The sequence below is a fragment of the Micromonospora kangleipakensis genome, from assembly GCF_004217615.1.
In the GTDB taxonomy this organism is placed as follows: Bacteria; Actinomycetota; Actinomycetes; order Mycobacteriales; family Micromonosporaceae; genus Micromonospora; species Micromonospora kangleipakensis.
Genome location: NZ_SHLD01000001.1, coordinates 684928 through 706065 on the forward strand (window position 1 = coordinate 684928; position 21138 = coordinate 706065).

The 21138-nt window shown below is 72.7% G+C and carries 25 protein-coding genes; 16 read left to right on the plus strand and 9 right to left on the minus strand.

Annotated features, from left to right (window positions below):
• Positions 1 to 5 precede the first annotated feature (5 nt).
• The 5 genes from cpaB to EV384_RS03345 form a co-directional block, all read right to left on the minus strand.
• Positions 6 to 788 carry a Flp pilus assembly protein CpaB gene (gene cpaB, locus EV384_RS03325; protein WP_130330000.1) on the minus strand — a complete coding sequence of 261 codons (783 nt, stop codon included), beginning with the start codon at positions 786 to 788 and terminating at the stop codon, positions 6 to 8.
• A gap of 35 nt (positions 789 to 823) precedes the next feature.
• A complete protein-coding gene (locus tag EV384_RS03330) occupies positions 824 to 1945 on the minus strand; it encodes a pilus assembly protein TadG-related protein (protein ID WP_130330002.1) in 1122 nt (373 codons plus the stop codon).
• On the minus strand, positions 1936 to 2268 hold the full coding sequence (locus tag EV384_RS03335; protein WP_207232224.1) for a TadE/TadG family type IV pilus assembly protein: 333 nt from the start codon (positions 2266 to 2268) through the stop codon (positions 1936 to 1938). Before EV384_RS03335 ends, EV384_RS03330 begins: the two co-directional genes overlap by 10 nt.
• A 104-nt stretch (positions 2269 to 2372) precedes the next feature.
• On the minus strand, positions 2373 to 2564 hold the full coding sequence (locus EV384_RS34645; RefSeq protein WP_165439866.1) for a Flp family type IVb pilin: 192 nt from the start codon (positions 2562 to 2564) through the stop codon (positions 2373 to 2375).
• A 221-nt stretch (positions 2565 to 2785) separates the two neighbouring features.
• On the minus strand, positions 2786 to 3526 hold the full coding sequence (locus tag EV384_RS03345) for a prepilin peptidase (protein ID WP_130330008.1): 741 nt from the start codon (positions 3524 to 3526) through the stop codon (positions 2786 to 2788).
• A 103-nt stretch (positions 3527 to 3629) separates the two neighbouring features.
• Between EV384_RS03345 and EV384_RS03350 the strand changes: the two genes are divergently transcribed.
• From EV384_RS03350 to EV384_RS03375, 6 genes are all read left to right on the plus strand, one after another.
• Entirely contained in the window at positions 3630 to 4292 is a 663-nt protein-coding gene (locus EV384_RS03350) for a DUF5701 family protein (RefSeq protein ID WP_130330010.1), read from the plus strand.
• Between the two features lie 288 nt (positions 4293 to 4580).
• On the plus strand, positions 4581 to 5258 hold the full coding sequence (locus tag EV384_RS03355) for a response regulator transcription factor (protein ID WP_130330012.1): 678 nt from the start codon (positions 4581 to 4583) through the stop codon (positions 5256 to 5258).
• The gene (locus tag EV384_RS03360; RefSeq protein WP_130330014.1) at positions 5255 to 6316 is read left to right on the plus strand and encodes a HAMP domain-containing sensor histidine kinase; all 1062 of its coding nucleotides are present in this window, start codon (positions 5255 to 5257) and stop codon (positions 6314 to 6316) included. Before EV384_RS03355 ends, EV384_RS03360 begins: the two co-directional genes overlap by 4 nt.
• Positions 6313 to 8001: a DUF4153 domain-containing protein gene (locus tag EV384_RS03365; protein ID WP_130330016.1), complete on the plus strand. Its 1689-nt coding sequence runs from the start codon at positions 6313 to 6315 to the stop codon at positions 7999 to 8001. The genes EV384_RS03360 and EV384_RS03365 overlap by 4 nt, the downstream gene beginning before the upstream one ends.
• Before the next feature lie 31 nt (positions 8002 to 8032).
• On the plus strand, positions 8033 to 8479 hold the full coding sequence (locus tag EV384_RS03370; protein ID WP_242623926.1) for a DUF485 domain-containing protein: 447 nt from the start codon (positions 8033 to 8035) through the stop codon (positions 8477 to 8479).
• Between the two features lies 1 nt (position 8480).
• Positions 8481 to 10121: a sodium/solute symporter gene (locus EV384_RS03375; protein ID WP_130330018.1), complete on the plus strand. Its 1641-nt coding sequence runs from the start codon at positions 8481 to 8483 to the stop codon at positions 10119 to 10121.
• A gap of 34 nt (positions 10122 to 10155) precedes the next feature.
• Here EV384_RS03375 and EV384_RS34650 read toward each other — a convergent pair whose 3' ends face one another.
• Together EV384_RS34650 and EV384_RS03380 are read right to left on the minus strand one after the other, a co-directional pair.
• The gene (locus EV384_RS34650) at positions 10156 to 10323 is read right to left on the minus strand and encodes a hypothetical protein (RefSeq protein ID WP_165439828.1); all 168 of its coding nucleotides are present in this window, start codon (positions 10321 to 10323) and stop codon (positions 10156 to 10158) included.
• A 167-nt stretch (positions 10324 to 10490) separates the two neighbouring features.
• Positions 10491 to 10835, minus strand: coding sequence for a VOC family protein (locus EV384_RS03380; RefSeq protein WP_130330020.1), 345 nt, complete (start codon positions 10833 to 10835; stop codon positions 10491 to 10493).
• An 83-nt stretch (positions 10836 to 10918) separates the two neighbouring features.
• Here EV384_RS03380 and EV384_RS36660 point away from each other — a divergent pair, with 83 nt between their 5' ends.
• From EV384_RS36660 to EV384_RS03395, 4 genes are read left to right on the plus strand one after another with little or no spacing between them, the layout of a single operon-like run.
• Complete coding sequence (locus tag EV384_RS36660; protein WP_278045585.1) at positions 10919 to 11044, plus strand: hypothetical protein; 126 nt, start codon at positions 10919 to 10921, stop codon at positions 11042 to 11044.
• A 9-nt stretch (positions 11045 to 11053) separates the two neighbouring features.
• Positions 11054 to 11818 (plus strand): ABC transporter ATP-binding protein, encoded by a 765-nt coding sequence (locus EV384_RS03385; RefSeq protein ID WP_130330022.1) that lies wholly within the window; start codon positions 11054 to 11056, stop codon positions 11816 to 11818.
• A complete protein-coding gene (locus EV384_RS03390; RefSeq protein WP_130330024.1) occupies positions 11803 to 13497 on the plus strand; it encodes an ABC transporter permease in 1695 nt (564 codons plus the stop codon). The genes EV384_RS03385 and EV384_RS03390 overlap by 16 nt, the downstream gene beginning before the upstream one ends.
• Complete coding sequence (locus EV384_RS03395) at positions 13497 to 13991, plus strand: SRPBCC family protein (protein WP_130330026.1); 495 nt, start codon at positions 13497 to 13499, stop codon at positions 13989 to 13991. Before EV384_RS03390 ends, EV384_RS03395 begins: the two co-directional genes overlap by 1 nt.
• 43 nt (positions 13992 to 14034) lie before the next feature.
• Here the strand turns inward: EV384_RS03395 and EV384_RS03400 are convergent, their stop codons facing one another.
• On the minus strand, positions 14035 to 14226 hold the full coding sequence (locus EV384_RS03400) for a DUF397 domain-containing protein (protein WP_130330028.1): 192 nt from the start codon (positions 14224 to 14226) through the stop codon (positions 14035 to 14037).
• Entirely contained in the window at positions 14223 to 15008 is a 786-nt protein-coding gene (locus tag EV384_RS03405) for a helix-turn-helix domain-containing protein (protein WP_130330030.1), read from the minus strand. Before EV384_RS03405 ends, EV384_RS03400 begins: the two co-directional genes overlap by 4 nt.
• Before the next feature lie 196 nt (positions 15009 to 15204).
• On the opposite strand from EV384_RS03405, the gene EV384_RS03410 reads away from it, so the two are divergent.
• The 6 genes from EV384_RS03410 (at position 15205) to EV384_RS03435 (ending at position 21123) form a co-directional block, all read left to right on the plus strand.
• Positions 15205 to 15429 carry a hypothetical protein gene (locus tag EV384_RS03410; RefSeq protein WP_130330032.1) on the plus strand — a complete coding sequence of 75 codons (225 nt, stop codon included), beginning with the start codon at positions 15205 to 15207 and terminating at the stop codon, positions 15427 to 15429.
• 430 nt (positions 15430 to 15859) lie between these two features.
• Entirely contained in the window at positions 15860 to 16546 is a 687-nt protein-coding gene (locus tag EV384_RS03415; protein WP_242624431.1) for a flavin reductase family protein, read from the plus strand.
• A gap of 158 nt (positions 16547 to 16704) precedes the next feature.
• A complete protein-coding gene (locus EV384_RS03420; RefSeq protein ID WP_130330034.1) occupies positions 16705 to 17076 on the plus strand; it encodes a DUF485 domain-containing protein in 372 nt (123 codons plus the stop codon).
• The gene (locus EV384_RS03425) at positions 17054 to 18727 is read left to right on the plus strand and encodes a solute symporter family protein (protein ID WP_130330036.1); all 1674 of its coding nucleotides are present in this window, start codon (positions 17054 to 17056) and stop codon (positions 18725 to 18727) included. Before EV384_RS03420 ends, EV384_RS03425 begins: the two co-directional genes overlap by 23 nt.
• 93 nt (positions 18728 to 18820) lie before the next feature.
• Positions 18821 to 19801 carry an NAD-dependent epimerase/dehydratase family protein gene (locus tag EV384_RS03430; protein WP_130330038.1) on the plus strand — a complete coding sequence of 327 codons (981 nt, stop codon included), beginning with the start codon at positions 18821 to 18823 and terminating at the stop codon, positions 19799 to 19801.
• A gap of 74 nt (positions 19802 to 19875) precedes the next feature.
• The gene (locus EV384_RS03435) at positions 19876 to 21123 is read left to right on the plus strand and encodes an LCP family protein (protein WP_130330040.1); all 1248 of its coding nucleotides are present in this window, start codon (positions 19876 to 19878) and stop codon (positions 21121 to 21123) included.
• Positions 21124 to 21138: the final 15 nt, after the last annotated feature.

Genomic DNA, 21138 nt, shown 5'->3' on the forward strand with positions numbered 1-21138 from the left:
GTCGGCTACTCGAACAGCGATCGGTTGTCCACGCCGCTGTCCGGCTTGACGTCCGAGGACTCGCCGAGCACGCCGACGTTCAGCTCACCGCCGAGGGCGACCGCGTGGGCCAGCCGCTCGGCGTCGACCTGGTTCAGCCCGAAGGTCACCGAGAGCTCGTCCTGGGAGCCGCCGCCGGTCCGGTCGGCCACGGTGGCTCCGTCCGCCGCGGGTGCCGGCCCCACCGAGATCACCTCGACATCCGTCATCAGCAGCCGGGTCACACTGTTGGTCTTGTGGCCCTTCTCCAGCCCCGAGCCGGAGACCACGTCCCGCTTCTGGTCGTCCATCGGCGTGTACGTGTAGAAGATGGCCACCCGGGCGCCGGCCCGCAGCGAGGCCGGGCCGAACACCGCCGACTTCACCCGGGCCGTGATCGCCATCTGGCCGTCCGGGATGGCCAGGCCGCTCCCGTTCGTGACCGCACTGCCGAACATGGCCCGCAGCATGAGCTGGCCACGCTGCACCGGGGCGGTGGTGACCAGCGCGTCCAGGCTGCCGCTCACCTGTTCCAGCGCGTCCTCGGGCAGGGTCTCCACCGGCATCCGCACCTCGCGCAGGTACCCCTTGGTCCGCAGCGCCCTCCCGGACGTACCGGCCGGGATCTGCTTGTCGGCGACCAGCACCGTACGGGCCTGCTTGCCCGCCAGCGCCCGGTCGTCGGCCGAACGGAGATAGAGCAGGACGGCGCCGGTGCCCAGCGCCGCCAGGACGACGGAGATCAGCACCGGAATGATGCGTCGGGCCATGAGTGCGGGTTCCTACCTTCTCCAGTGTTCCGATGTCAGCCGATGGGGGCGACCACGTGCGCGCCCAGATCCGGGCCCCCGATCGCACCGCCGCCGGGTACGAGGGTCTGGGTGAAGTAGCCGAAGATGCAGGACCTTTCCTCGTCGGCACAGGAGTCCTGCCCGGTCAACCTCGACGGCACCTTCGACGTCGGCAGATGCCAGCCGGTGACCACGAACGCCGCGAAGCCCGAGACGTGGTACCGAGCGGTGCCGCCGCGACCGGTCACCTGGTCGAAGACCGGCACCAGAACCGGCTGCTTCGAGGTCCGCAGGGAAGCCAGAGCCTTGTCGCAGTCGTCCGCCCTGCCGCGCGGCCTGCTGTCGCCCGTACTGACCGAGTATCCGTCGGCCTCGGCGATCGACGCCGTGGCGCGGCATTCCCGGTCAGCGTCTTCGAGCCACCGGTACCCGCCCAGGTTTTCGGCCGACGTGCCGGCAACCCCGCAGGCCTTCGGCGCGGTCTCGTCGTACACCGGGAGGACCGCTTCTTCCTCGTCGTACTGCCTGCCGTCGGTGGTGTCGGTGGTGTACCGGTTCCAGTCGCAGATCGAGACGGCCAGCGCCAGCGTGGTCGCCCGGGCGGGCGGCCCCCAGGCCACCCGGGAGCAGGCACCCACCTGCGCACCCTCGTAGCCGCCCACCACCGCCTGCGCGAACACCGGCGGAAGCACCGTGGAGTCGTCGTCCCCCCGGGTGCTGGTGTGCACCTCGACGTAGCTGCCCCCCACCGGAGGCGGCCCGACGCAGTCGGTGAGTCGGTTCTCCCACGGCGCGCACGCCGGCAGTTCGCCGCCGCGGCCGCAGACGGTGGCGGCTGCCGCGCCGTCGTTGGCGTTCCGGTCGGCGTACCGGTCGACCACGTCGTCGAAGTCGGTCACGTCGGGCGAGCAGTCGGCTGGATCCGTCGCGCAAATCTGGGCGACCTTGATGGCGCCGGCGTCCGCCCCGTTCTGGAGCTGGCCGCGTTCGACGTAGAGGTTGCCCAGGTCCACCACCAGAGCGGCCATACCCAGCAGGACCCCGGAGCCGAGGAGCAGCGCGACCGTCGTCGCCACCGCGCCGCGGTCACCCCGCGCGCCGAGGATGCGGGCGCGGAGCCGACGGTTCACTGGCACGGTACGACTCCCGTTCCGGTGAGCGTGACCTCGCCGTCGAAGCCGCCGCCGAGCAGGCCGATCGGCGTCACGAAGCTGAAGTCGTTGGTGACGGTCACCTCGGCGTCCTGCCCCGGGCCGGAGCAGCTGCCCGTCACCTTGACGACCACGTCGCCGCTGACGATCCGGGTGGCGCGGGCGGTCGGGTCGCCGCCGAACGAGGCGACCCGGGCTGCGTCCCGGGCCGCCTCGGTCAGCGCGATCTGGTTGTTGAGCATCCGTCCGAAGTCGATGATCCCGAAGATGAGGATCAACAGCAGCGGTAGGACGAGCGCCATCTCCACCGCCGCCGCTCCCCGATCAACCGTCGGCCTGCGTTGACCGCCTCGGGTGACCGGGCTCCGGTTGGCCCGCCGGGCCGAACGGAGGCACGGCAGCGTTCCCCCCATTAGCGAGCGGGGTCGACGCACTTGTTCGCGGCGCTCCCCGTCGTCACGTTGTCGCAGGCCTGTTCGAACATCCAGTTGACCCGGTTGCCGAGTACCCAGATGACGCCACCGACGACGGCGGCGATGAGGCCGACGATCAGCGCGTACTCGACCGCGCTGGCGCCGCGGTCCCGGCTCTTGGCCCAAGCCATCACACGAAGGATGAAATCGTTCATTGAACAACGCTCCAGGGGAGGGTGTCGCGGTCGGTGACCGCGGCAGATGGTTGACGCCGGGCAAGGAACGAGCCGAGTTTTCCCTGCTACAAGTAAATGTGTCAATGACGCCGCAGGCCGATCCGTCACCGGATGATCGTCGAGAAAGTCCGGACAGGACGCCATCGGACGGCGGAGGGTGACGGTGGCCGGTCGGGCTAGCGCAGGGCCGCCAGGACGGTCGCAACAACCGCCGCGAGCAGCATCGCCGGGCCGTACGGCACGGCCGTCTTCCGGCCGGCCCGACCCGCGATGACCAGGCCGATCACCAGCGGAAGGTTCAGCACCGGGGCGAGAAGCACCCCCGCCACGACGGGGAACCACCCGAGCCAGCCAAGGTAGAGACCGAGCACGGCGCCCAGCTTGACGTCGCCGAACCCCAGCTGCGACCGGGGCAGGATCGCCAGCGTCGCATAGCCGACACCGCAGGCCAGCGCCGCGAGCCCGGCGCGGAGCGGGGCGGTCCCGTCCCGTTCGACGACCGCGGCGACCACCAGGAGCAGCACCCCGCCGACGAGACCCGCGCCGACCAGCGGGTCGGGCAGCCGGAGCACCTTGAGGTCGACCAGCGCCAGCGGGACGGCGATCGCGGCGAGCAGCAGGAACGCCGGCAGCGCCGGGGTCGCACCGATGGCGGCGGCGACGCCCCCGCAGACCACGGCGGCGAGCGGGACGGTGATGCACCGCCCGGGAGTGGGCCGCAGGCCGCAGGCCGGGCAGGCACCGGCCGACGGCCACCAGCCGGCCCGGGCGGCCCCGCAGTGCGCGCACCCCCGTCGCCACGGAGGCCGGGGGGTCCCGTCCGGCCACTCCACGGCGTACCGGTTGACCAGTCCGGGCAGCAGCGTTCCCCAGCAGGCACCGGCGAGGGTGGCGGCGGCCACGAGGGGGAGCAGCACCGGCGCATGGTAGCCAACCGGCCATCGAAAAACGCCGTACGGGAATACCGGAGGGTTACCGTACGCTGTACGGTAGACAGTACGAGTGAGTGGAGGCCCGCCCGTGACCGGATCCGCGTTCGACGTCGCCGCCGAGTTCGACCGCCAGGTCGGCACCCTGATGGACAAGGGCTACCCCGGGCTCGCCGGGATGTCCACCGAGCAGTTCACCGAGCTGGTCACCCCGCTGCGCGGCGCGATAGACCCCCGCGCAGCGGAGCTGGCGCCGCCCACCGAGGCACGGGTGCCGTTCCTGCTGGTCGTCACCCGGGAGCTGATTCAGGTCGAGGAGCGGCTCCGAATCACGGCGCTGGCCGGCAAGCGCAAGCCGGGCTTCGTCGACCGACACTTCGCCGAGGGCGATCTCGCCCGGTTCGACCCGATCAAGGAGCTGGAGGTGCCGACCGGGCCGGCGTACCTGCTCTTCGATGTCGACCGGGGCGAGGAGTTCCGCAACCTGGCACCCTCCGCAGCGGTGGAGAGGATGGCGGCACAGGACCGGTTGCCGCTCACCATCGACGAGGGGATCGCCTTCATCACCCAGTTCCCGTCCGCGCTGGCCAGCAACCGCTGCTTCTCACTGGTCGGGTCCCGGTGCGGCGACAAGCGGGTGCCGGCGCTCTGGATCAGCCAGGGCGCGCCGAAGCTGGGCTGGTGCTGGTACGGCAACCCGCACACCTGGCTCGGCTCCGCCACCGCCCACCCGGTCCGGGTCGGGCCGGAGTGAGCCACGACGTCGGCGCGGCCACCCGGGCCGGCGCCGACGCACCGGCTCAGTGCGGGAGCGCGAACCGGGTCCACGTCGACCCGTCAGTCGTGACCACCACGTGGTTCGCCCCGCCCACCGACCTGTCGTCCCGGCCGTAGAGCCAGGCGTAGCCGTGACACCGCGGCTCGTCGTCCACAACGAACCCGCACTCATCCACCGGGTTATCCACAGGAGTGAGGCGTTCTCCACAGGTTGTTCACAAGGCGAGCCACCGATCTCCACGGCCGGTCCCTACAGTCGGACGCCATGAGGGAACGCCGGGTACTGGTGGTCGAGGACGAACGGACCATCGCCGAGTCGGTCGCCGCCCGCCTGCGGGCGGAGGGCTTCACGGTGGACATCGCCGGGGACGGCCCGAGCGCCGTCGACCGGTTCCGGGACGGGCAGCCCGATCTCGTCGTCCTCGACGTGATGCTGCCCGGCTTCGACGGGCTGGAGGTGTGCCGGCGGATCCAGGCCGACCGCCCGGTGCCGGTGCTGATGCTCACCGCCCGGGACGACGAGACCGACCTGCTGGTCGGGTTGGCGGTCGGTGCGGACGACTACCTGACCAAGCCGTTCTCCATGCGCGAGCTGGCGGCCCGGGTGCACGTGCTGCTGCGCCGGGTGGAGCGGGCGGCGACCACCCCGCCGACCACCCTGCGGCTGGGCGACATCGAGATCAGCCCGGCGGAGCGGCGGGTGGTCAAGGACGCCGCCGAGGTGCATCTGACCCCCACCGAGTTCGACCTGCTGGTGCACCTGGCCGGCCGGCCGCGGACGGTGCTGCCCCGAGAACGGCTGCTCGCCGACGTGTGGGGCTGGGCCGACGGTGCCGGCACCCGTACGGTCGACAGCCACGTCAAGGCGCTGCGCCGCAAGCTCGGCGCGGACCTCATCCGGACGGTGCACGGCGTCGGGTACGCGCTGGAGGTGCCCGCGTGACCGGCCGCCTGGTGGACTGGCTGAACCGCGTGCTGCCCCGACCGCTCGACCCGGTCCGCTCGATCAAGATGAAGCTCGGCGTCCTGCTGGTCGCCTCCTGGGCGGTCGCCGTCGGCTACTTCTGGTACGGCGTCGGCTGGCTCCCACCGGGCACGGCGCTGACCGCCATCGGCATCGCCCTGCTGACCGCCCAGGTGCTCGCCCACGGCATGACCTCCCCGCTGCGCGAGATGACCGCCGCCGCCGGGGCGATGGCCCGGGGCGACTACACCCGCCGGGTGCGGGCCACCTCCCGCGACGAGGTGGGCGAGCTGGCCCACGCGTTCAACAAGATGGCCGCCGACCTGGCCGCCGCCGACCAGCGCCGGCGCGAGCTGATCGCGAACGTCTCGCACGAGTTGCGTACGCCGATCAGCGCCCTCCAAGGCGTGTTGGAGAACCTGGTCGACGGGGTCGCCACCCCGGAGCCGCCGGCGCTGCGCGCCGCGCTCACCCAGACCGAACGGCTCGGGCACCTCGTCGCCGACCTGCTCGACCTGTCCCGGCTCGACGCCGGCGTGGTGCCACTGCGCCGGGTCCGGGTGGATGTCGCCGACTTCCTCGACGAGGCGGTGGAGCACGCCGCCGCGACGGCCGCCGGCACCGGGCAGGACGTCCATTTCCGACTCCGGCCGCCGGCCGCCCCGCTGACCGTGCACGCCGACCCGTGGCGGCTGCACCAGGTCTTCGCCAATCTGCTCGACAACGCCGCCCGGCACAGCCCGCCCGGCGGGACCGTGCTCGTCGCCGCCGAGGAGCGGACGGGGCAGCTGCACGTCGAGGTCAGCGACGAGGGCGAGGGCATCCCGGCGGCGGAACGCTCCCGGGTGTTCGAACGGTTCACCCGGGGCGAGCGGGCCGCCGGCGGCGGCACCGGGCTGGGCCTGGCCATCGCCCGCTGGGTGGTCGAACTGCACGGCGGCTCCATCCGGGTGGCCGACCCGCCCGGCACTCGCCCCGGCTGCCGGATCGAAGTCACCCTGCCACGTACCGAACCCGTCCGAGAAGAGGCCGCATGACCACCGCACCCCCGCCGCGACCGCCCGTGGACCCCCGACTGGCGCTGCCCCGCCCGGCGGGCCTGCGCTCGCAGCTCACCACGCCGCCCGCGACGGTCGGCCCGGTGCCGCAGCCGTCCGCGTGGGAGCGGCGCTGGCCGGGAGCCACCGGAGCGGCCCGGCCGGTGGTGCTCGGGGCGGTGGCGGTGGCCGCCGGGGTGAGCGCGTCCGTGGTACCGCTGGACCGGCCCGGCCTGGGTTGGCTGGTGGCCACCGTCGCCGGGGCCGCCGCCCTCGGCACGGCAGCCGTGACCCGGCCCCGGCCGGCAGTCGCCGGGCCACAGTCGCCGCCAGCGGCCGGTGCGGCCGGATCGCCGCGGGTCCGCGGATCCGAGGAGAGCAGCACCACCGCGGGGGCCGGCGCGGCCGCCCGTCCCGACGCCACGGGGGCGCCGGGACGGGCGGCCCGGCTGGTCTGGGCGGTCGCCACCGTCGCCCTGGTCGGGGTCGGCACGGTACGCGCCGCCGGCTGGCTCTTCGCGATCTGCCTGCTGGCCGCGCTCGGCACCGCCTCGCTCACCGTGGCGGGCGGGCGTACGCCGCTGGGCCTGCTGACCGCCGGGGTACTGCCGCCGATCGCCAGCCTGCGGGCACTGCCCTGGGCGGCCCGGGGGTTGCCCCGGGCCCGGCCGGGCGGCCCGGGCGTCGGGCGGAGCCTGGCCAGCATCGGGATCACCGTCGCGCTGCTCCTGCTGTTCGGGCTGCTCTTCTCCTCGGCCGACGCGGTCTTCGCCGACCTGGTGGCCCAGGCGCTGCCGGACGTCTCGACCCCGGGGGTGTTCGGCTGGGTGTTCCGCCTCCTGCTGGTGGGCGCGGTGCTGCTCGGTGGGGCGTACCTGCTGGCCGCGCCGCCCGATCTGGAGCTGCGGGTCGGGCCGGCCCGGGCGGTCCGCCTGCTGGAGTGGGTGCTGCCGCTGGCCCTGCTCGACGCGCTCTTCGCGGCGTTCGTCCTGGTGCAGCTCGCCGTGCTGTTCGGCGGTTCCGCCCACGTGCTGCGCACGGCCGGGCTGACCTACGCCGAGTACGCCCGGGGCGGCTTCTGGCAACTGCTCGCGGTCTCCGCGCTGACCCTCCTGGTGATCGCCGGCGCGATGCGCTGGGCGCCCCGGCGTACCCGGGCGGACCGGGTGCTGATCCGGCTGCTGGTCGGCGGGCTGACCGCACTGAGCCTGGTGGTCGTGGCGTCGGCGCTGTACCGGATGCGGGTCTACACCGACGCGTACGGGGCGACCCGGCTGCGCCTGGTGGTGGCGACCGCGGAGCTCTGGCTCGGGCTGCTCTTCGTGCTGGTCGGAGTGGCCACGGTCCGGCTCCGGAGCGGGTGGCTGCCCCGGCTGGCGCTGGGCGCGGCCGTGGTCGCCCTGCTCGGGCTCGCGGTGGTCAACCCGGACCGGCTGATCGCGGACTGGAACGTCGACCGGTGGCAGCGCATCGACCGGCTGGACGTTGCCTACCTGTCCGGGCTCTCGGCGGATGCCGTACCGGCGCTGGACCGGCTGCCCGAGCCGATGCGCTCCTGCGCGCTGCGGGAGATCGCCGCGCAGCTCCCCGAGGACGGATGGCGGGCCGCGAACGTGGGCCGGACGCAGGCCCGCGCGGTGCTCGGCCCGGATCTGGCCGAGACCGGCGCGACGGCATGCCCTTGACATTCCCACTGAGCAGGCAAGACTGCCGAGGATGACCGGCCCGGCGAAGCAAGACGGCCCGGGGCGACCCGCCGAGGCCGTCCCGGTGCCGGCCCCGCGCGCCGCCGAGCCGCCCCGGCGGGCCCGGATCGTGCTGGCCGAGGTGTCCCGCCGGGACGACCGGTCCGGGCGGACCCGCGCCGAGCTGGCGGAGCAGACCCGGGTCGGTGAGGCGCTGGTCCGGGGCCTGGTCCAGGCCCAGCTCGCGCTGGCCCTGCGGCTGAGCCTGGTGGTGCTGATCGCCCTCGGCGGGCTGCCCTGGCTCTTCGCCATCGCGCCCTCGGTCGGCCGGATCACGCTGCTCGGGGTCAACCTGCCGTGGCTGCTGCTCGGGGTGGCCTCGTTCCCGTTCCTGATCGGCGTCGGCTGGGCCTACGTGCGGCTGGCCGAGCGGAACGAGCAGGACTTCACCGATCTGGTCCAGCGGCCGGAGCGCTGAGGTGGGTAACGGCTTCGTCGTCCCGGCGATCGTGGCGGTCACCCTGGTCACCGTCGGGATCGGCTTCTACGGGCTGCGGCTGGCCCGGACCACCTCCGACTTCCTGGTCGCCTCCCGGGCGATCAGCCCGACCTGGAACGCCGCCGCGATCGGCGGGGAATACCTCTCCGCGGCGAGCTTCCTGGGCGTGGCGGGGCTGATCCTCAAATACGGCGTCGACGTGCTCTGGTACCCGGTGGGTTTCGCCGCCGGCTACCTGGCGTTGCTGCTCTTCGTGGCCGCACCGCTGCGCCGTTCGGGGGCGTTCACCCTGCCGGACTTCTGCGAGCTGCGGCTCGGGTCGCGGCGGCTGCGGAAACTGGCCACCGTCTTCGTGATCTTCATCGGCTGGCTCTACCTGGTGCCGCAGTTGCAGGGCGCCGGGCTGACCCTGGCCACGGTGGCCGGCTCGCCGTACCCGGTGGGGGCGCTGCTGGTCGCGGTGGTGGTCACCGCGAACGTGGCGCTCGGCGGGATGCGGGCAATCACCTTCGTCCAGGCTTTCCAGTACTGGCTGAAGCTGACCGCGCTGGCCGTACCGGCGATCTTCCTGGCGTTGCAGTGGCAGGCCGACGCCCGCCCGGCGGTGGCCCCGCCCGACGGGCCGGCGTTCCGGACCGCGACCACCGTCGTGGTCGAGCACCGCGCGACCCTCACCCTCCCCGACGGCGACGTCCGGGAGGTACGCCCCGGCGACCGCCTCGACTTCGCGGCCGGCGACCCGGTGCCGGAGGTCTCCGGCACGGCCACCCGGGCGACCGACTGGCTGCTGCCGGACACCGCCGGGGACGACGACCGGGGGCTGTTCGCGACGTACTCGCTGATCCTGGCCACCTTCCTCGGCACCATGGGGCTGCCGCACGTCCTGGTGCGCTTCTACACCAACCCGGACGGCGCGGCTGCCCGCCGCACCACGCTGGTGGTGCTCGCCCTGGTCGGCGTCTTCTACCTGCTGCCCACGATCTACGGCGTGCTGGGTCGGATCTACACGCCGCAGCTGCTGCTCACCGGCCAGACCGACGCGGTGGTGGTGCTGCTGCCCGGGGCGGCGCTCGGCGACGGCCTGACCGGGCGGCTGCTCGCCGCGCTGGTCGCCGCCGGGGCGTTCGCGGCCTTCCTCTCCACCTCATCCGGGCTGCTCACCAGCGTCGCCGGGGTGATCTCCACGGACGTGCTCGGGCGCGGCTCGGTACGCGGCTTCCGGCTGGCCACGGTGATCGCCGGCGGGGTGCCGGCGGTACTCGCGCTGAACGTCTCCGGGCTGGACGTCTCCCAGGTGGTCGGGCTGGCCTTCGCGGTCGCCGCGTCGAGCTTCTGCCCGCTGCTGGTGCTGGGCATCTGGTGGCGGGGGCTGACCGACCTGGGCGCGGCGGCCGGGGTGCTGGTCGGCGGCGGCGCGGCGATCGGCGCCGTGCTGCTCACGGTGCTCGGCCCGCCGCTGAGCGGCTGGCCGGCCACACTGACCACCCAGCCGGCGGCGTGGACCGTGCCGCTGGCGTTCACCGTGATGGTGGCGGTGTCCCTCGCCACCCGCCGCCGGCTCCCCCCCGATGTCGGCGCGACCATGCTGCGCCTGCACGCCCCCGAAGCGCTGCGCCTCTGAGCTGGGGCGCCTCCGGTGGGGCAGGGCCGACACCTCACCCGATGGTGTCGACCCGCCGACCCTCCCGGATCAGGTCGCGGCCGGCCAGCTCGTTCTCCTCGCGCCAGGCCTGGATCCGCTGCGGGCGTACCCGGAAGTAGCGGTATCGGCCGGTGAGCCGGCGCGGATCGAAGCCGGTCTTCGCGGCGAACGCGTCGCCCACCCCGTCGGGGAGTTCTCCAGCCGATGCAGGGTGTCCTTCCAGCGCTGCTGATGTGGGCGGGGCGGCGGGGTCATCGGGGATCCTCCTCGGGCGTCAGGGCCGTCGTGATCCTCCCGGATCTCGTCGGGCGCCGGGGGGCGGTGACGCCCGACGAGATCCGGTCTCCGTCAGGGCGCCTGGATCAGGCCGACCACGTTGCCGTCCGCGTCGCGTACGGAGGCGATCAGCTTGCCGCCGCCGACGTCCTTGATCGTCTGCACCTTCTCCGCCCCGGCATCGAGGAGCTCCTTCAGGCTCCCCTCGATGTCGTCCACGTGCCAGTACGCCACCGGCCCGGTCATGCCCTGGCCGTAGCCGTTCGGGTCCAGGCCGACGTCCTGCCCGGCCAGGGCGAACCCGACGTAGTACGGCTCGTCCACGACCGGCTCGACGCCCAGCAGCCGGCCGTACAGCGCCTTCGCCCGCTCCAGGTCGCGGACCGGGTAGATGATGGTCTTCATGCCTGACGTCACGCGTCGCTCCTCCACTCGAGGTGTCACCTCGGACCGCTCCGGTCCTTCACAGTGCTGAAGGACGGCGGGGAGGAAAGGTAACGGTGGACGAGCAGAACTGGCTCGCGGAGCGGTTTGAGGAACACACCCGGGCCGCAGCCGATCTCCTGCCCGGGAAGGAGATCGAGGTCGTCCCCTGGCGGGAGAGATCGCTGGCGTCGGCCGACTAACGTCGGGACATGACCCAAGAGCACCCCGCGCTCGCGTTGCGCGGCCTGGCCAAGCAGTTCGACACCAAGGTGGCGGTCGCCGGGGTCGACCTGGACGTTCCGGCCGGCTCCTTCTACGGGCTGCTCGGCCCGAACGGCGCGGGCAAGACCACGACCCTCTCCATGGCCGTCGGACTGCTGCGGCCCGACGCCGGCCAGGCCCGGGTGCTCGGGTACGACGTCTGGGCCGACCCGGTCCGCGCCAAGAGCCTGCTCGGCGTGATGCCGGACGGCGTACGGCTCTTCGACCGGCTCAGCGGGGCGGAGCTGCTGGCGTACCACGGTCTGCTGCGCGGCATGGACCCGGCGGTGGTCGAGCAGCGGGCGGCGGAGCTGCTGGACGTGCTGGCGCTCACCGACGCCGGCCGGACCCTGGTGGTGGACTACTCGGCCGGCATGAAGAAGAAGATCGGCCTGGCCTGCGCGCTGCTGCACGGCCCCCGGCTGCTGGTGCTGGACGAGCCGTTCGAGGCGGTCGACCCGGTGTCGGCCGCGCTGATCCGCGACATCCTGCACCGGTACGTCACCGGCGGCGGCACGGTGGTCTTCTCCAGCCACGTGATGGAGGTCGTCGAGCGGCTCTGCTCGCACGTGGCGATCCTCGCCGACGGGACCATCAAGCGGGTCGGCACGCTCGACCAGGTGCGCGGGGACCGGTCCCTGGAGGAGGCCTTCGTCGAGGTGGTCGGCGGGCGGACCGCGACGGGCGAGGAGCTGTCGTGGCTGTCCCGGTGACCGCGCCGGCCGGGCCGGCCCGGCGGGTCTCCGCCGGGCACTTCGTCCGGCTGAAGCTGCGGGTGCTCGGCAACAACTTCCGCGGCCAGGGTTGGCGGATCGCGCTCTTCGTGGTCGGCGTGCTGGGCGGGCTCTGGTTCGCCGCCGGCGGCTTCTTCGCGCTGGCGGCGCCCGGCCTGGCCGGCGAGCCCCGGTACGCGCTGCTGACCGCCGCCTTCGGCGGGGGCCTGCTGGTGCTCGGCTGGCTGCTGCTGCCGCTGGTCTTCTTCGGCGTGGACGAGACGCTCGACCCGGCCCGGTTCGCGCTGCTGCCGCTGAGCCGCCGCACCCTGGTCACCGGCTTGTTCGCGGCCGCCCTGGTCAGCGTGCCGGTGCTCGCGATGCTGGTGGCGGTGTCCGGGCTGGTGGTCACCGCCGGCGCGTTGGGCGGCTGGTCGGCCGGCCTGGTCGCGGTCGTCGGGGCGGCCGCCGGGCTGCTGCTCTGCGTGGCGGCGGCCCGCGCGGTGACCAGCGCCTTCGCCACCATGCTCCGCTCCCGCCGGGTCCGCGACCTGGCGGCCGTGCTGCTGGCGGTGGTCGCGGCCCTGCTCGGGCCGTTGCAGATCCTGGTGCTGGCGGCGGTCCGCCAGGCCGACTGGGACCGGCTGACCGGGGTGGCCCGGGTGATCGGCTGGACCCCGTTCGGGGCGCCGTGGACCGCCGGCATCGACGTGGCCGAGGGGCGGGTGTGGGCCGGCCCGGTCAAGCTGCTGATCACCGCGCTGACCATCGGCGCGCTGCTGCTGTGGTGGTCCCGGTCGCTGGAGTCGGCGATGGTCGGTACGGTCAGCGCCGGCCCGGCCCGGGACCGGCGGGGCCCGGCCGGCGGGGCGGTCGCCCAGCTCTTCCCCCGCGCCGTCGGCTGGGCCCGGCGGGACCGGTTCGGCGCGCTGGTCGCCCGGGAGTGCCGCTACTGGTGGCGGGACGCCCGGCGGCGCGCCAACCTGATCACCATCGCGGTGGTCGGCGTCTTCGTGCCGGTGATGGTCAACCTGGGCGGCTCCCGGCTCGCCACCGAAGGCGGGCAGGCGTTCGGCGAGGCCACCGCCGACTCCTCGCCGTTCCTGGTCAGCCTCTCGATGCTCTTCGTCGGGGTGCTCGCCTCGCTGACCCTGGCCAACCAGTTCGGCTTCGACGGCAGCGCGTACGCGGCGAACGTGGTGGCCGGCGTACCCGGGCGGCTGGAGCTGCGGGCCCGGATGACCGCGTTCTCGCTCTACGTGGTGCCCATCCTGGGCGTGGTCGCGGTCGTCCTCGCCACGCTGCTCGGACACCCGGCCTGGCTGGGCGTGATGGCCGGCGCGTTGCTCGCCGCGTACGGCAGCGGACTGGCGATCAACGCGTTCATCTCGGTGCTCGGCGCGTACGCGCTGCCGGAGACGAGCAACCCGTTCGCGATGAACACCGGCACCGGGTTGGCGAAGAGCTTCCTCGCACTGCTGTCCATGGTCGCCTCGGCGGTGGCGGCAGTGCCGATGGTGGTGGCCGCGGCGCTGCTCGGCGACCTGTGGCTCTGGCTGGCCCTGCCGGTCGGCCTGGCGTATGGGCTGGGCGCGGCGCTGCTCGGCTCGTACCTGGCCGGTGACGTGCTGGACCGCCGCCAGCCGGAGCTGCTGGCCGCCGTCACCCCGCGCCGCTGATGCCGGTCGTGGAGGCGGTGGTCACCGTGCCGGTGCCGCCCGAGCTGGCCTTCGCGGTGTCGCAGACCGTCGCGCCGGTCCGCTACCGGTGGGATCCCTTCGTCCGGGAACAGCACTTCACCGACGGCGCGGCCCGCCCCGGCAAGGGCGTGCGTACCTTCACCCGGTCGCGCCACGGCCTCGTCATGGTCAGCGAGTACGTCTCCTGGGCGCCGCCGAGCCATGTCGGGATGAAGATGGTGCGCGGGCCCTGGTTCTTCGAGATGTTCGCCGGTGGCTGGCGTTTCGCCCCGGCCCCGCAGCCGGGGCACACGATCGCCACCTGGCGGTACAACTTCCGCCGTCGGCCGGGGTTCCTGCGACCGGTCGCCGAGCGGATCGGCGTCCGGCTGCTCGGCCGGGACATCCGCCGCCGGATCGCCGGGTACGCGGCCGGCTGCGCCGACCCGGAGGTGCTGGCGGCCGCCCGCCGGTCGCTCAACGCCGGCGCATGAACGCGTACCGGCCGCGGGTGTTGGCCACGTCGGTCACGGCAGATTACGGCCGGACCGCGCTCCACCGGGCGAGGAAGGAGCGCCAGGCGTCCGGGGCGAAGCTGAGCGTAGGGCCGGAGCGGTCCTTGCTGTCCCGGACCAGCACCACCCCGGGCAGGTTGTCCGCCACCTCGACGCAGTTGCCGTCATTGTCTGATCGGCTCGACTTGCGCCAACGGGGTGCGACACGAGTCATGGCGTCACCTTTAGCTTGTTGACCAGTTCAAGCGTGGCGCGCGCAGAAAGCGCCTCGCCAAGGAGATGTTCCCACTTTCGCTGCACCAGGCCAATCCACTCCGGATAGTCCGCGATCTGGCCCCGCGCAGCATTGTCGAGGCAGAGCAGATGGTCGTTTCCGGGGAGCTCAGCGATTACAAACCCGCCTCCCAGTGACACATGCGCGCCCACATCGAGCGGCAGCACGTGAAGCCGCACGTTAGATAGCTCGGCTACCTCCAACAATCGGCCAAGCTGGCGATCCATGACCGCCGGTCCCCCGATCGACCGGCGCAGTGCGCTCTCGTCGATGACGAAGACGCACTCCGGTGGGTCTTCCCGGTGCAGTAGTCGCTGCCGGCTCATCCGGAGGCTGAGCAACTCCTCGGCCCGCTCGGTAGGATGAAAACGGCCGGCCGAAAAGATGGCCCGGGCGTAATCCTCGGTTTGCAGTAGGCCAGGAATCAGACACGGCTCGAAGTGGCGCAACCGGACCGCCCGCTGCTCATAGCTCGGCCATAACTCAAACCAGGATGGCGAGCTGCTGCCCTCACTCTCCTTGAGGAGGCCGGCGAGGAGGCCGCCGGTGCCGAGGGCGTGGTCGGCGGCGACGGCGAACTCCATGGTCGGGCGGCGGCGGCCGGTCTCGATGGCCGCCACGGTGGATGGGCTCCACTTGATCAGGGCCGCCAGCCCCTCCTGCGAGACGTCCGCGCCGGCCCGGGCGGCCTTGAGCGCCCGGATCCACATCTCGACGTTCATCCCGTACCTCTCCGGTAAGTACGCGACCGCGCTGCGTAGTAAGCCCTGGAATCCTCCCCTGTCCGAGTCCTTGAGTCCAGGGTGGAGGCATGCGGCCCGGCCGGTGGAGGCGACGACCCGGCGGCCGGTCCCGCGTCGGGCCGCCCCGGTCATTCCCCCGATCCGGGGCGGCCCCTTCCGACCGGAGGAGGCCCCGATGTTCACCCTGTTCCGCCGCCGCAGGAACGCCGCCGCGCGGTCGTACCGCGGGATGTCGTACCGCGGAATCACGCCGCCGCCCCCGGCGGGCGCGCCGGGGGCGACCCGGCCGAACGCCGCGCCGGCCTGGGCCTACGCCCCGACGGTGGCCGTGCCGCGTCCTGGCCGCGCCGGCTGGCTGACCCCGGCGCAGGCCTGGCGGGCGAACGGCGGCCGGTGGTGACTCCCGCCCCCGCGTGTCGCGTCGCAGCGCCAGGCATGCCGGCGAGCGATATGACTGACAGGCATAATTATGAGGCTCAGGTATATCGCTCTCCGGTACACCGGCGTCCACCCGGCGGCAGGCGAGCACCGGCGCAAGGAGCCGCCCACGGTCCGCGCGACGCCCGACACCACGGCCGGCGCGACGCCAGCGGCCACGACGACCGGCAGGGCCACGGCGACCGGCAGGGCCACGACGACCGGCAGGACGAGGGTGGCGGCTGCGGCCGGGCCGCCCCGACCGCGGCCGGGAACCGGGCCGCCGCCGGGACCAGTGCCGCAGGGGCCGCGCGGTGAGCCGGTACGTGCCGCACGCGCCGATGCGTCCGCTCTGGCGCTGCCGGGCCTGCGGTGCGCCCTGGCCCTGCCAGCCGGCCCGGCTCGCGCTCCTCGTGGAGTACCGGGACGACCGGACCGCCCTGCTGGTCTACCTGGGCCTGTTGATGGCGGAGGCCGGCGACCAGCTCGCCCAGCTCAACGGGCAGGCCCGCCCCGCCGACCTGCACGACCGCTTCCTCGGTTGGGCGCGGGCCCGGGGCGGCACAATGTTTCACGTGAATCATGAGCCGGGTGCCGAGATCCACCACACCGACCCGTTCGCCGTGCCGGCCGGGCAGCGTTCACCGGTACGCCGGCTGCGCGGGCGGCTCGCCGCCCCGGTCACCCTCTGGACCGCGCCGGGGCCGGCCGGGCTGACCGTCTCGTCCACCCTGGTCGCCGAGGGCGAACCGGACCGGCTGCTCGGGCTGATCGACCCGGAGTCGGACCTGTGGGCCGCGATCGATGAGGCCGGCCGGTTCGCGGTCTGCCCACTCGGCCCGACGCACCGGCAGCTCGCCGACCGGTTCGCCGGCCTCTTCCCGTCCCCCGGCGGCCTCTTCGCCACCGGCACGTGGACCGACACCCCCTACGGCCCGGTGCCGGCCGACGCCGGCGGGTGGGCCGGCTGCCGGCTCGACACCGCCCGGGAGTACGGCTGGGGACTGCTGGTCGAGGCCACGATCGAGGCGATCGACCTGGCCGAGGAGACCGCCCCGCTGCTGCATTACCGGGGGCGGTACCGCGAGCTGACCGACTGAACGGCGACCGGTCAACGCAGTGATCTGAGTCACTCGGCGCAGCCGGACCACCGTTCGGCGCAGCCGACGACCGACGCCGATCTCGGCCTTCCCCGCCGGGGAGCGCGCTCCTTACGGTGCGCGAAACTCCCCACGCCTGTGAAGGTGGTGATCCACAGATGTCCACGGACACACCCGCGTCCGCGCCGGCCGACTCCGCCGCGGAGCGGTACCTCGCCGTACAGCGGTCGGACGAGTTCGCCGGGTTGCGGCGCGCACTGCGCGGCTTCGTCTTCCCAATGACCGTCGCGTTCTTCCTGTGGTACGCGCTCTACGTCATTCTCTCCGCCTACGCGCGGGGCTTCATGGGCACGAAGCTCTTCGGCAGCCACATCAACGTCGCCCTCGTCTTCGGCCTGCTCCAGTTCGTCTCGACGTTCGTCATCGCCTGGCTCTACTCGCGGTTCGCCGACCGGCGGATCGACCCGGTCGCCGACCGGATCCGCGCCGAGATCGGGGAGGTGACCCATGAGCACGGTTCTCGCGGCTGAGGCGGGCAGCACCACCGCCCGGAACCTCACCATCACGCTCTTCCTGATCTTCGTGGCGATCACGCTGGCCATCACCATCTGGGCCAGCCGGCAGACCAAGACCGCCACCGACTTCTACGCGGGCGGTCGCTCCTTCTCCGGCTTCCAGAACGGCATGGCGATCGGCGGCGACTACATGTCGGCCGCGTCCTTCCTGGGCATCGCCGGGATCATCGCCCTCTACGGCTACGACGGCTTCCTCTACTCCATCGGCTTCCTGGTCGCCTGGCTGGTGGCGCTGCTGCTCGTGGCCGAACTGCTGCGCAACTCCGGCCGGTACACGATGGCCGACGTGCTGGCGTTCCGGATGCGCCAGCGCCCGGTCCGGACGGCCGCCGCGGTCTCCACCATCACCGTGTCGATCTTCTACCTGCTGGCCCAGATGGTCGGCGCGGGCGCGCTGGTCGCGCTCCTGCTCGGCATCAAGCCGGGCACCACCTTCCTCGGGATGGACGCCGACACGGCGAAGGTCGCGACCATCATCATGGTCGGCGCCCTGATGATCATCTACGTCACTGTGGGCGGCATGAAGGGCACCACGTACGTCCAGATCGTCAAGGCATTCCTGCTGATGACCGGCGCGATCGTGATGACCCTGCTGGTGCTGGCGCACTACAAGTTCAACCTCTCCACGCTGCTCGGCGACGCGGCGGCGGCCTCCGGCAAGGGAGAGAACTTCCTCAAGCCCGGCCTCCGGTACGGCGTGGAGACGCCGGGCGACGCGTTGAAGACCTTCTACAGCAAGATGGACCTGCTCTCGCTCGGCATCGCGCTGGTGCTCGGCACGGCCGGCCTGCCACACATCCTGATCCGCTTCTACACCGTGCCGACCGCCAAGGCGGCCCGGAAGAGCGTGCTCTGGGCGATCGGCATCATCGGCACCTTCTACCTGCTCACGCTTGCCCTCGGCTTCGGCGCGGCGGCACTGGTCGGCGGCACGGCGATCACCGCGCAGGACAAGGCGGGCAACACGGCGGCACCGCAGCTCGCCGAGGCGCTCGGCCGGGACTTCTTCGGCGGCAGCCTGGGCGGCGCGACGCTGCTGGCGATCATCGCGGCGGTCGCCTTCGCCACCATCCTGGCGGTGGTCGCCGGGTTGACCCTGGCCTCGTCGTCCAGCCTGGCGCACGACTTCTACGCCAACGTGATGAAGGACGGCCAGGCGTCGGAGCGGCAGGAGGTGAACGTCGCCCGGATCTCGGCCCTGGTCATCGGCGCGATCTCGATCGTCCTGTCGATCTTCGCGCAGAGCCTGAACGTGGCGTTCCTGGTGGCGCTGGCCTTCGCGGTGGCCGCCTCGGGCAACCTGCCGGCGATCCTCTACAGCCTGTTCTGGAAGCGGTTCAACACCTCGGGCGCGGTCTGGGCGATCTACGGTGGCCTGCTCGCCGCCGTGGTACTGGTCTTCTTCTCCCCGGTGGTCTCCGGGGCGCCGACGGCCATGTTCCCCGACCACGACTGGCACTGGTTCCCGCTCTCCAACCCGGGCCTCATCTCGATCCCGTTCGGCTTCCTCTGCGGCTGGATCGGCACCGTGCTCTCCAAGGAGCACGACGAGGAGAAGTACGCGGAGCTGGAGGTGCGCTCCCTCACCGGCGCGGGCGCCCACTGACGCTCGACGTGACGAGGGGCCCCGCCGAGCCGGCGGGGCCCCTCGCCGTATGCCGCACCACGCGGAGAAGGCACGCTGAGTAGGCTGGCCGGCATGAAGGTAGAGCCCCGCTTCGGACCCGGACATCGCATCCTCGTCACCGGCGGCGCCGGCTTCGTGCCGTCCCACCTGGTCGACGCCCTCATCGCCCGCGACTGCACCGTCGTGGTGCTGGACAACTTCGTCACGGGTTCCAAGGACAACGTCGCCCACCTGTTCGAGAAGCCGACCTTCACCCTGGTCGAGGCGGACATCTCCGAAGGGCTGCCGACCGACCACCCGGCGTTGGCCGAGCGCTTCGACGCGATCCTGCACATGGCCTCCCCGGCCAGCCCCACCGACTTCGAGAAGCTGCCGGTGGAGATCCTGCGGGTCGGCTCGGTGGCCACCCTGCACCTGCTGGAGCGGGCCACCGCCGACGGCGCCCGATTCCTGATGGCCTCCACCTCCGAGGCGTACGGGGACCCGAAGGAGCACCCGCAGCGCGAGACCTACTGGGGCAACGTCAACCCGATCGGCGTGCGCAGCGTCTACGACGAGGCGAAGCGCTTCTCGGAGGCGGCCACCATGGCGTACCACCGCAGCCGGGGCACGGACACCGCGATCGTCCGGATCTTCAACACGTACGGTCCGCGGATGCGCCCGGACGACGGCCGGGCGATCCCGACCTTCATCTCCCAGGCGCTGCGCGGCGAGCCGATCACCGTGCACGGCACCGGCAACCAGACCCGCTCGATCTGCTACGTCGACGACCTGGTGCGCGGCATCCTGCTGCTGCTCGACTCGACCGAGACGGGCCCGATCAACTGCGGCACCGAGCACGAGATGTCGATGCGGCAACTCGCCGAACTGATCGTGTCACTCTCCGGAAGCAGCTCCGAGGTGAGCTACATCACCCGCAGCGCGGACGACCCGGAGATGCGCCGGCCGGACCTCACCCTCGCCCGGGAACTGCTCGGATACGAGCCCACCGTGGCGCCCGAAGACGGCCTGGGACGCACGATCGAGTACTTCCGCGAGCGGCTAGGGTACTGAACCCGGCTGGAAGGACGTTGACACCGGCCCGCACCTGAGGGCGGTACTGGCTCAACCGACCTACCCTCGGTTACATGTCAGCGACCACCACAGTTGGCGTCCCGCTCCCGTACCTGCTTCGGAGCGCGGGCCGCGCCCAGGTCCCCGGCTCCGGCCGGGGCCCCACCGGGCGCGCCCGCGCCACCGAGGCCCAGTGGTACCCGTCGTACGACGAGGAGCCGCGCCCCGGCGGCCCCGGCGGGCCGGGCGGACCCGCCGGCCCGGGTGGCCCGGGCGGCGGCACCGGCGGCACCGGCGGGCCCGGCCAGCGCGGCCCGCGCCCGCGTTGGGGCCGGATCGGTCTGGTGGCCGGCGTCGCGGTGCTGGTGCTCGCGCTGCTCGGCGGCGCGGGCGCCTGGTTCTATGCCCGCAACCTCAACAACGACCTGGCCCGCACCGATCCCTTCTCGGAGATCACCGGGGGCCGGCCCACCAAGACCGTCGACGGCGCGCTGAACATCCTGCTGGTCGGCAGCGACTCCCGGGACCCGGACGCCCCGCTGGAGAGCGCCGGCAAGTGGCGGGCGGACACGCTGATCGTGATGCACATCCCGGCCGACCACAAGCAGGCCTACCTGGTCTCCATCCCGCGCGACCTCTACGTGCGGATCCCGGAGAACGCGGGCGCGGACTGCGACTCCGGCCAGCGCGCGAAGGTCAACGCGGCGTTCGCGTTCGGTGGCCTGCCGCTCGCGGTGAAGACCGTCGAGTGCTTCAGCGACGTGCGGATCGACCACGTCATGGCGATCGACTTCGCCGGGTTCAAGGAGGTCACCGACGCGCTCGGCGGGGTGGACCTGAAGGTGGAGCGGACCATCACCTCGATCCACAAGCCGTACCGGACGTTCACCAAGGGCGTGAACCACATGGACGGCGCGGAGGCGCTGGACTGGATCCGGCAGCGCAAGCAGTTCCCCGAGGGGGACTTCGCCCGGATGCGCCACCAGCAGGAATTCCTCAAGGCGCTGATGGACAAGGCGGCGAGCACCGGCACATTGACCAACCCGAAGAAGCTGAACGCTTTCCTCAAGTCGGTGACCGACGCGGTCACCGTCGACCAGGGATTCTCGCTGGTCGACATGGCGATGCAGTTCCGCAGCCTGCGCGGCGAGAACCTGACCTTCATCACCAGCCCCAACGTGGGCAGCCAGACGATCAACGGCGAGTCGGTGGTGGTCTCCGACCGGGAGAAGGCCCTCGCGATGTACAAGGCGATGTCGGCGGACACCATGGCCGACTGGGTGAAGGCCAACCAGGAGAGCGGCGCCGGGAACGGCGGCTGACGCCCACCCCTCCGG

Coding starts and splice junctions, on each gene's coding strand:
- EV384_RS34645 (WP_165439866.1), bottom strand. CDS start 2,564: ATGGCTTGGGCCAAGAGCCGGGACCGCGGCGCCAGCGCGGTCGAGTAC.
- EV384_RS03385 (WP_130330022.1), top strand. CDS start 11,054: ATGACCCAAGAGCACCCCGCGCTCGCGTTGCGCGGCCTGGCCAAGCAG.
- EV384_RS03430 (WP_130330038.1), top strand. CDS start 18,821: ATGAAGGTAGAGCCCCGCTTCGGACCCGGACATCGCATCCTCGTCACC.
- EV384_RS03405 (WP_130330030.1), bottom strand. CDS start 15,008: ATGAACGTCGAGATGTGGATCCGGGCGCTCAAGGCCGCCCGGGCCGGC.
- EV384_RS03395 (WP_130330026.1), top strand. CDS start 13,497: ATGCCGGTCGTGGAGGCGGTGGTCACCGTGCCGGTGCCGCCCGAGCTG.
- EV384_RS03370 (WP_242623926.1), top strand. CDS start 8,033: ATGACCGGCCCGGCGAAGCAAGACGGCCCGGGGCGACCCGCCGAGGCC.
- EV384_RS03410 (WP_130330032.1), top strand. CDS start 15,205: ATGTTCACCCTGTTCCGCCGCCGCAGGAACGCCGCCGCGCGGTCGTAC.
- EV384_RS03425 (WP_130330036.1), top strand. CDS start 17,054: ATGAGCACGGTTCTCGCGGCTGAGGCGGGCAGCACCACCGCCCGGAAC.
- EV384_RS03435 (WP_130330040.1), top strand. CDS start 19,876: ATGTCAGCGACCACCACAGTTGGCGTCCCGCTCCCGTACCTGCTTCGG.
- EV384_RS03400 (WP_130330028.1), bottom strand. CDS start 14,226: ATGACTCGTGTCGCACCCCGTTGGCGCAAGTCGAGCCGATCAGACAAT.
- EV384_RS03355 (WP_130330012.1), top strand. CDS start 4,581: ATGAGGGAACGCCGGGTACTGGTGGTCGAGGACGAACGGACCATCGCC.
- EV384_RS03365 (WP_130330016.1), top strand. CDS start 6,313: ATGACCACCGCACCCCCGCCGCGACCGCCCGTGGACCCCCGACTGGCG.
- cpaB (WP_130330000.1), bottom strand. CDS start 788: ATGGCCCGACGCATCATTCCGGTGCTGATCTCCGTCGTCCTGGCGGCG.
- EV384_RS03420 (WP_130330034.1), top strand. CDS start 16,705: ATGTCCACGGACACACCCGCGTCCGCGCCGGCCGACTCCGCCGCGGAG.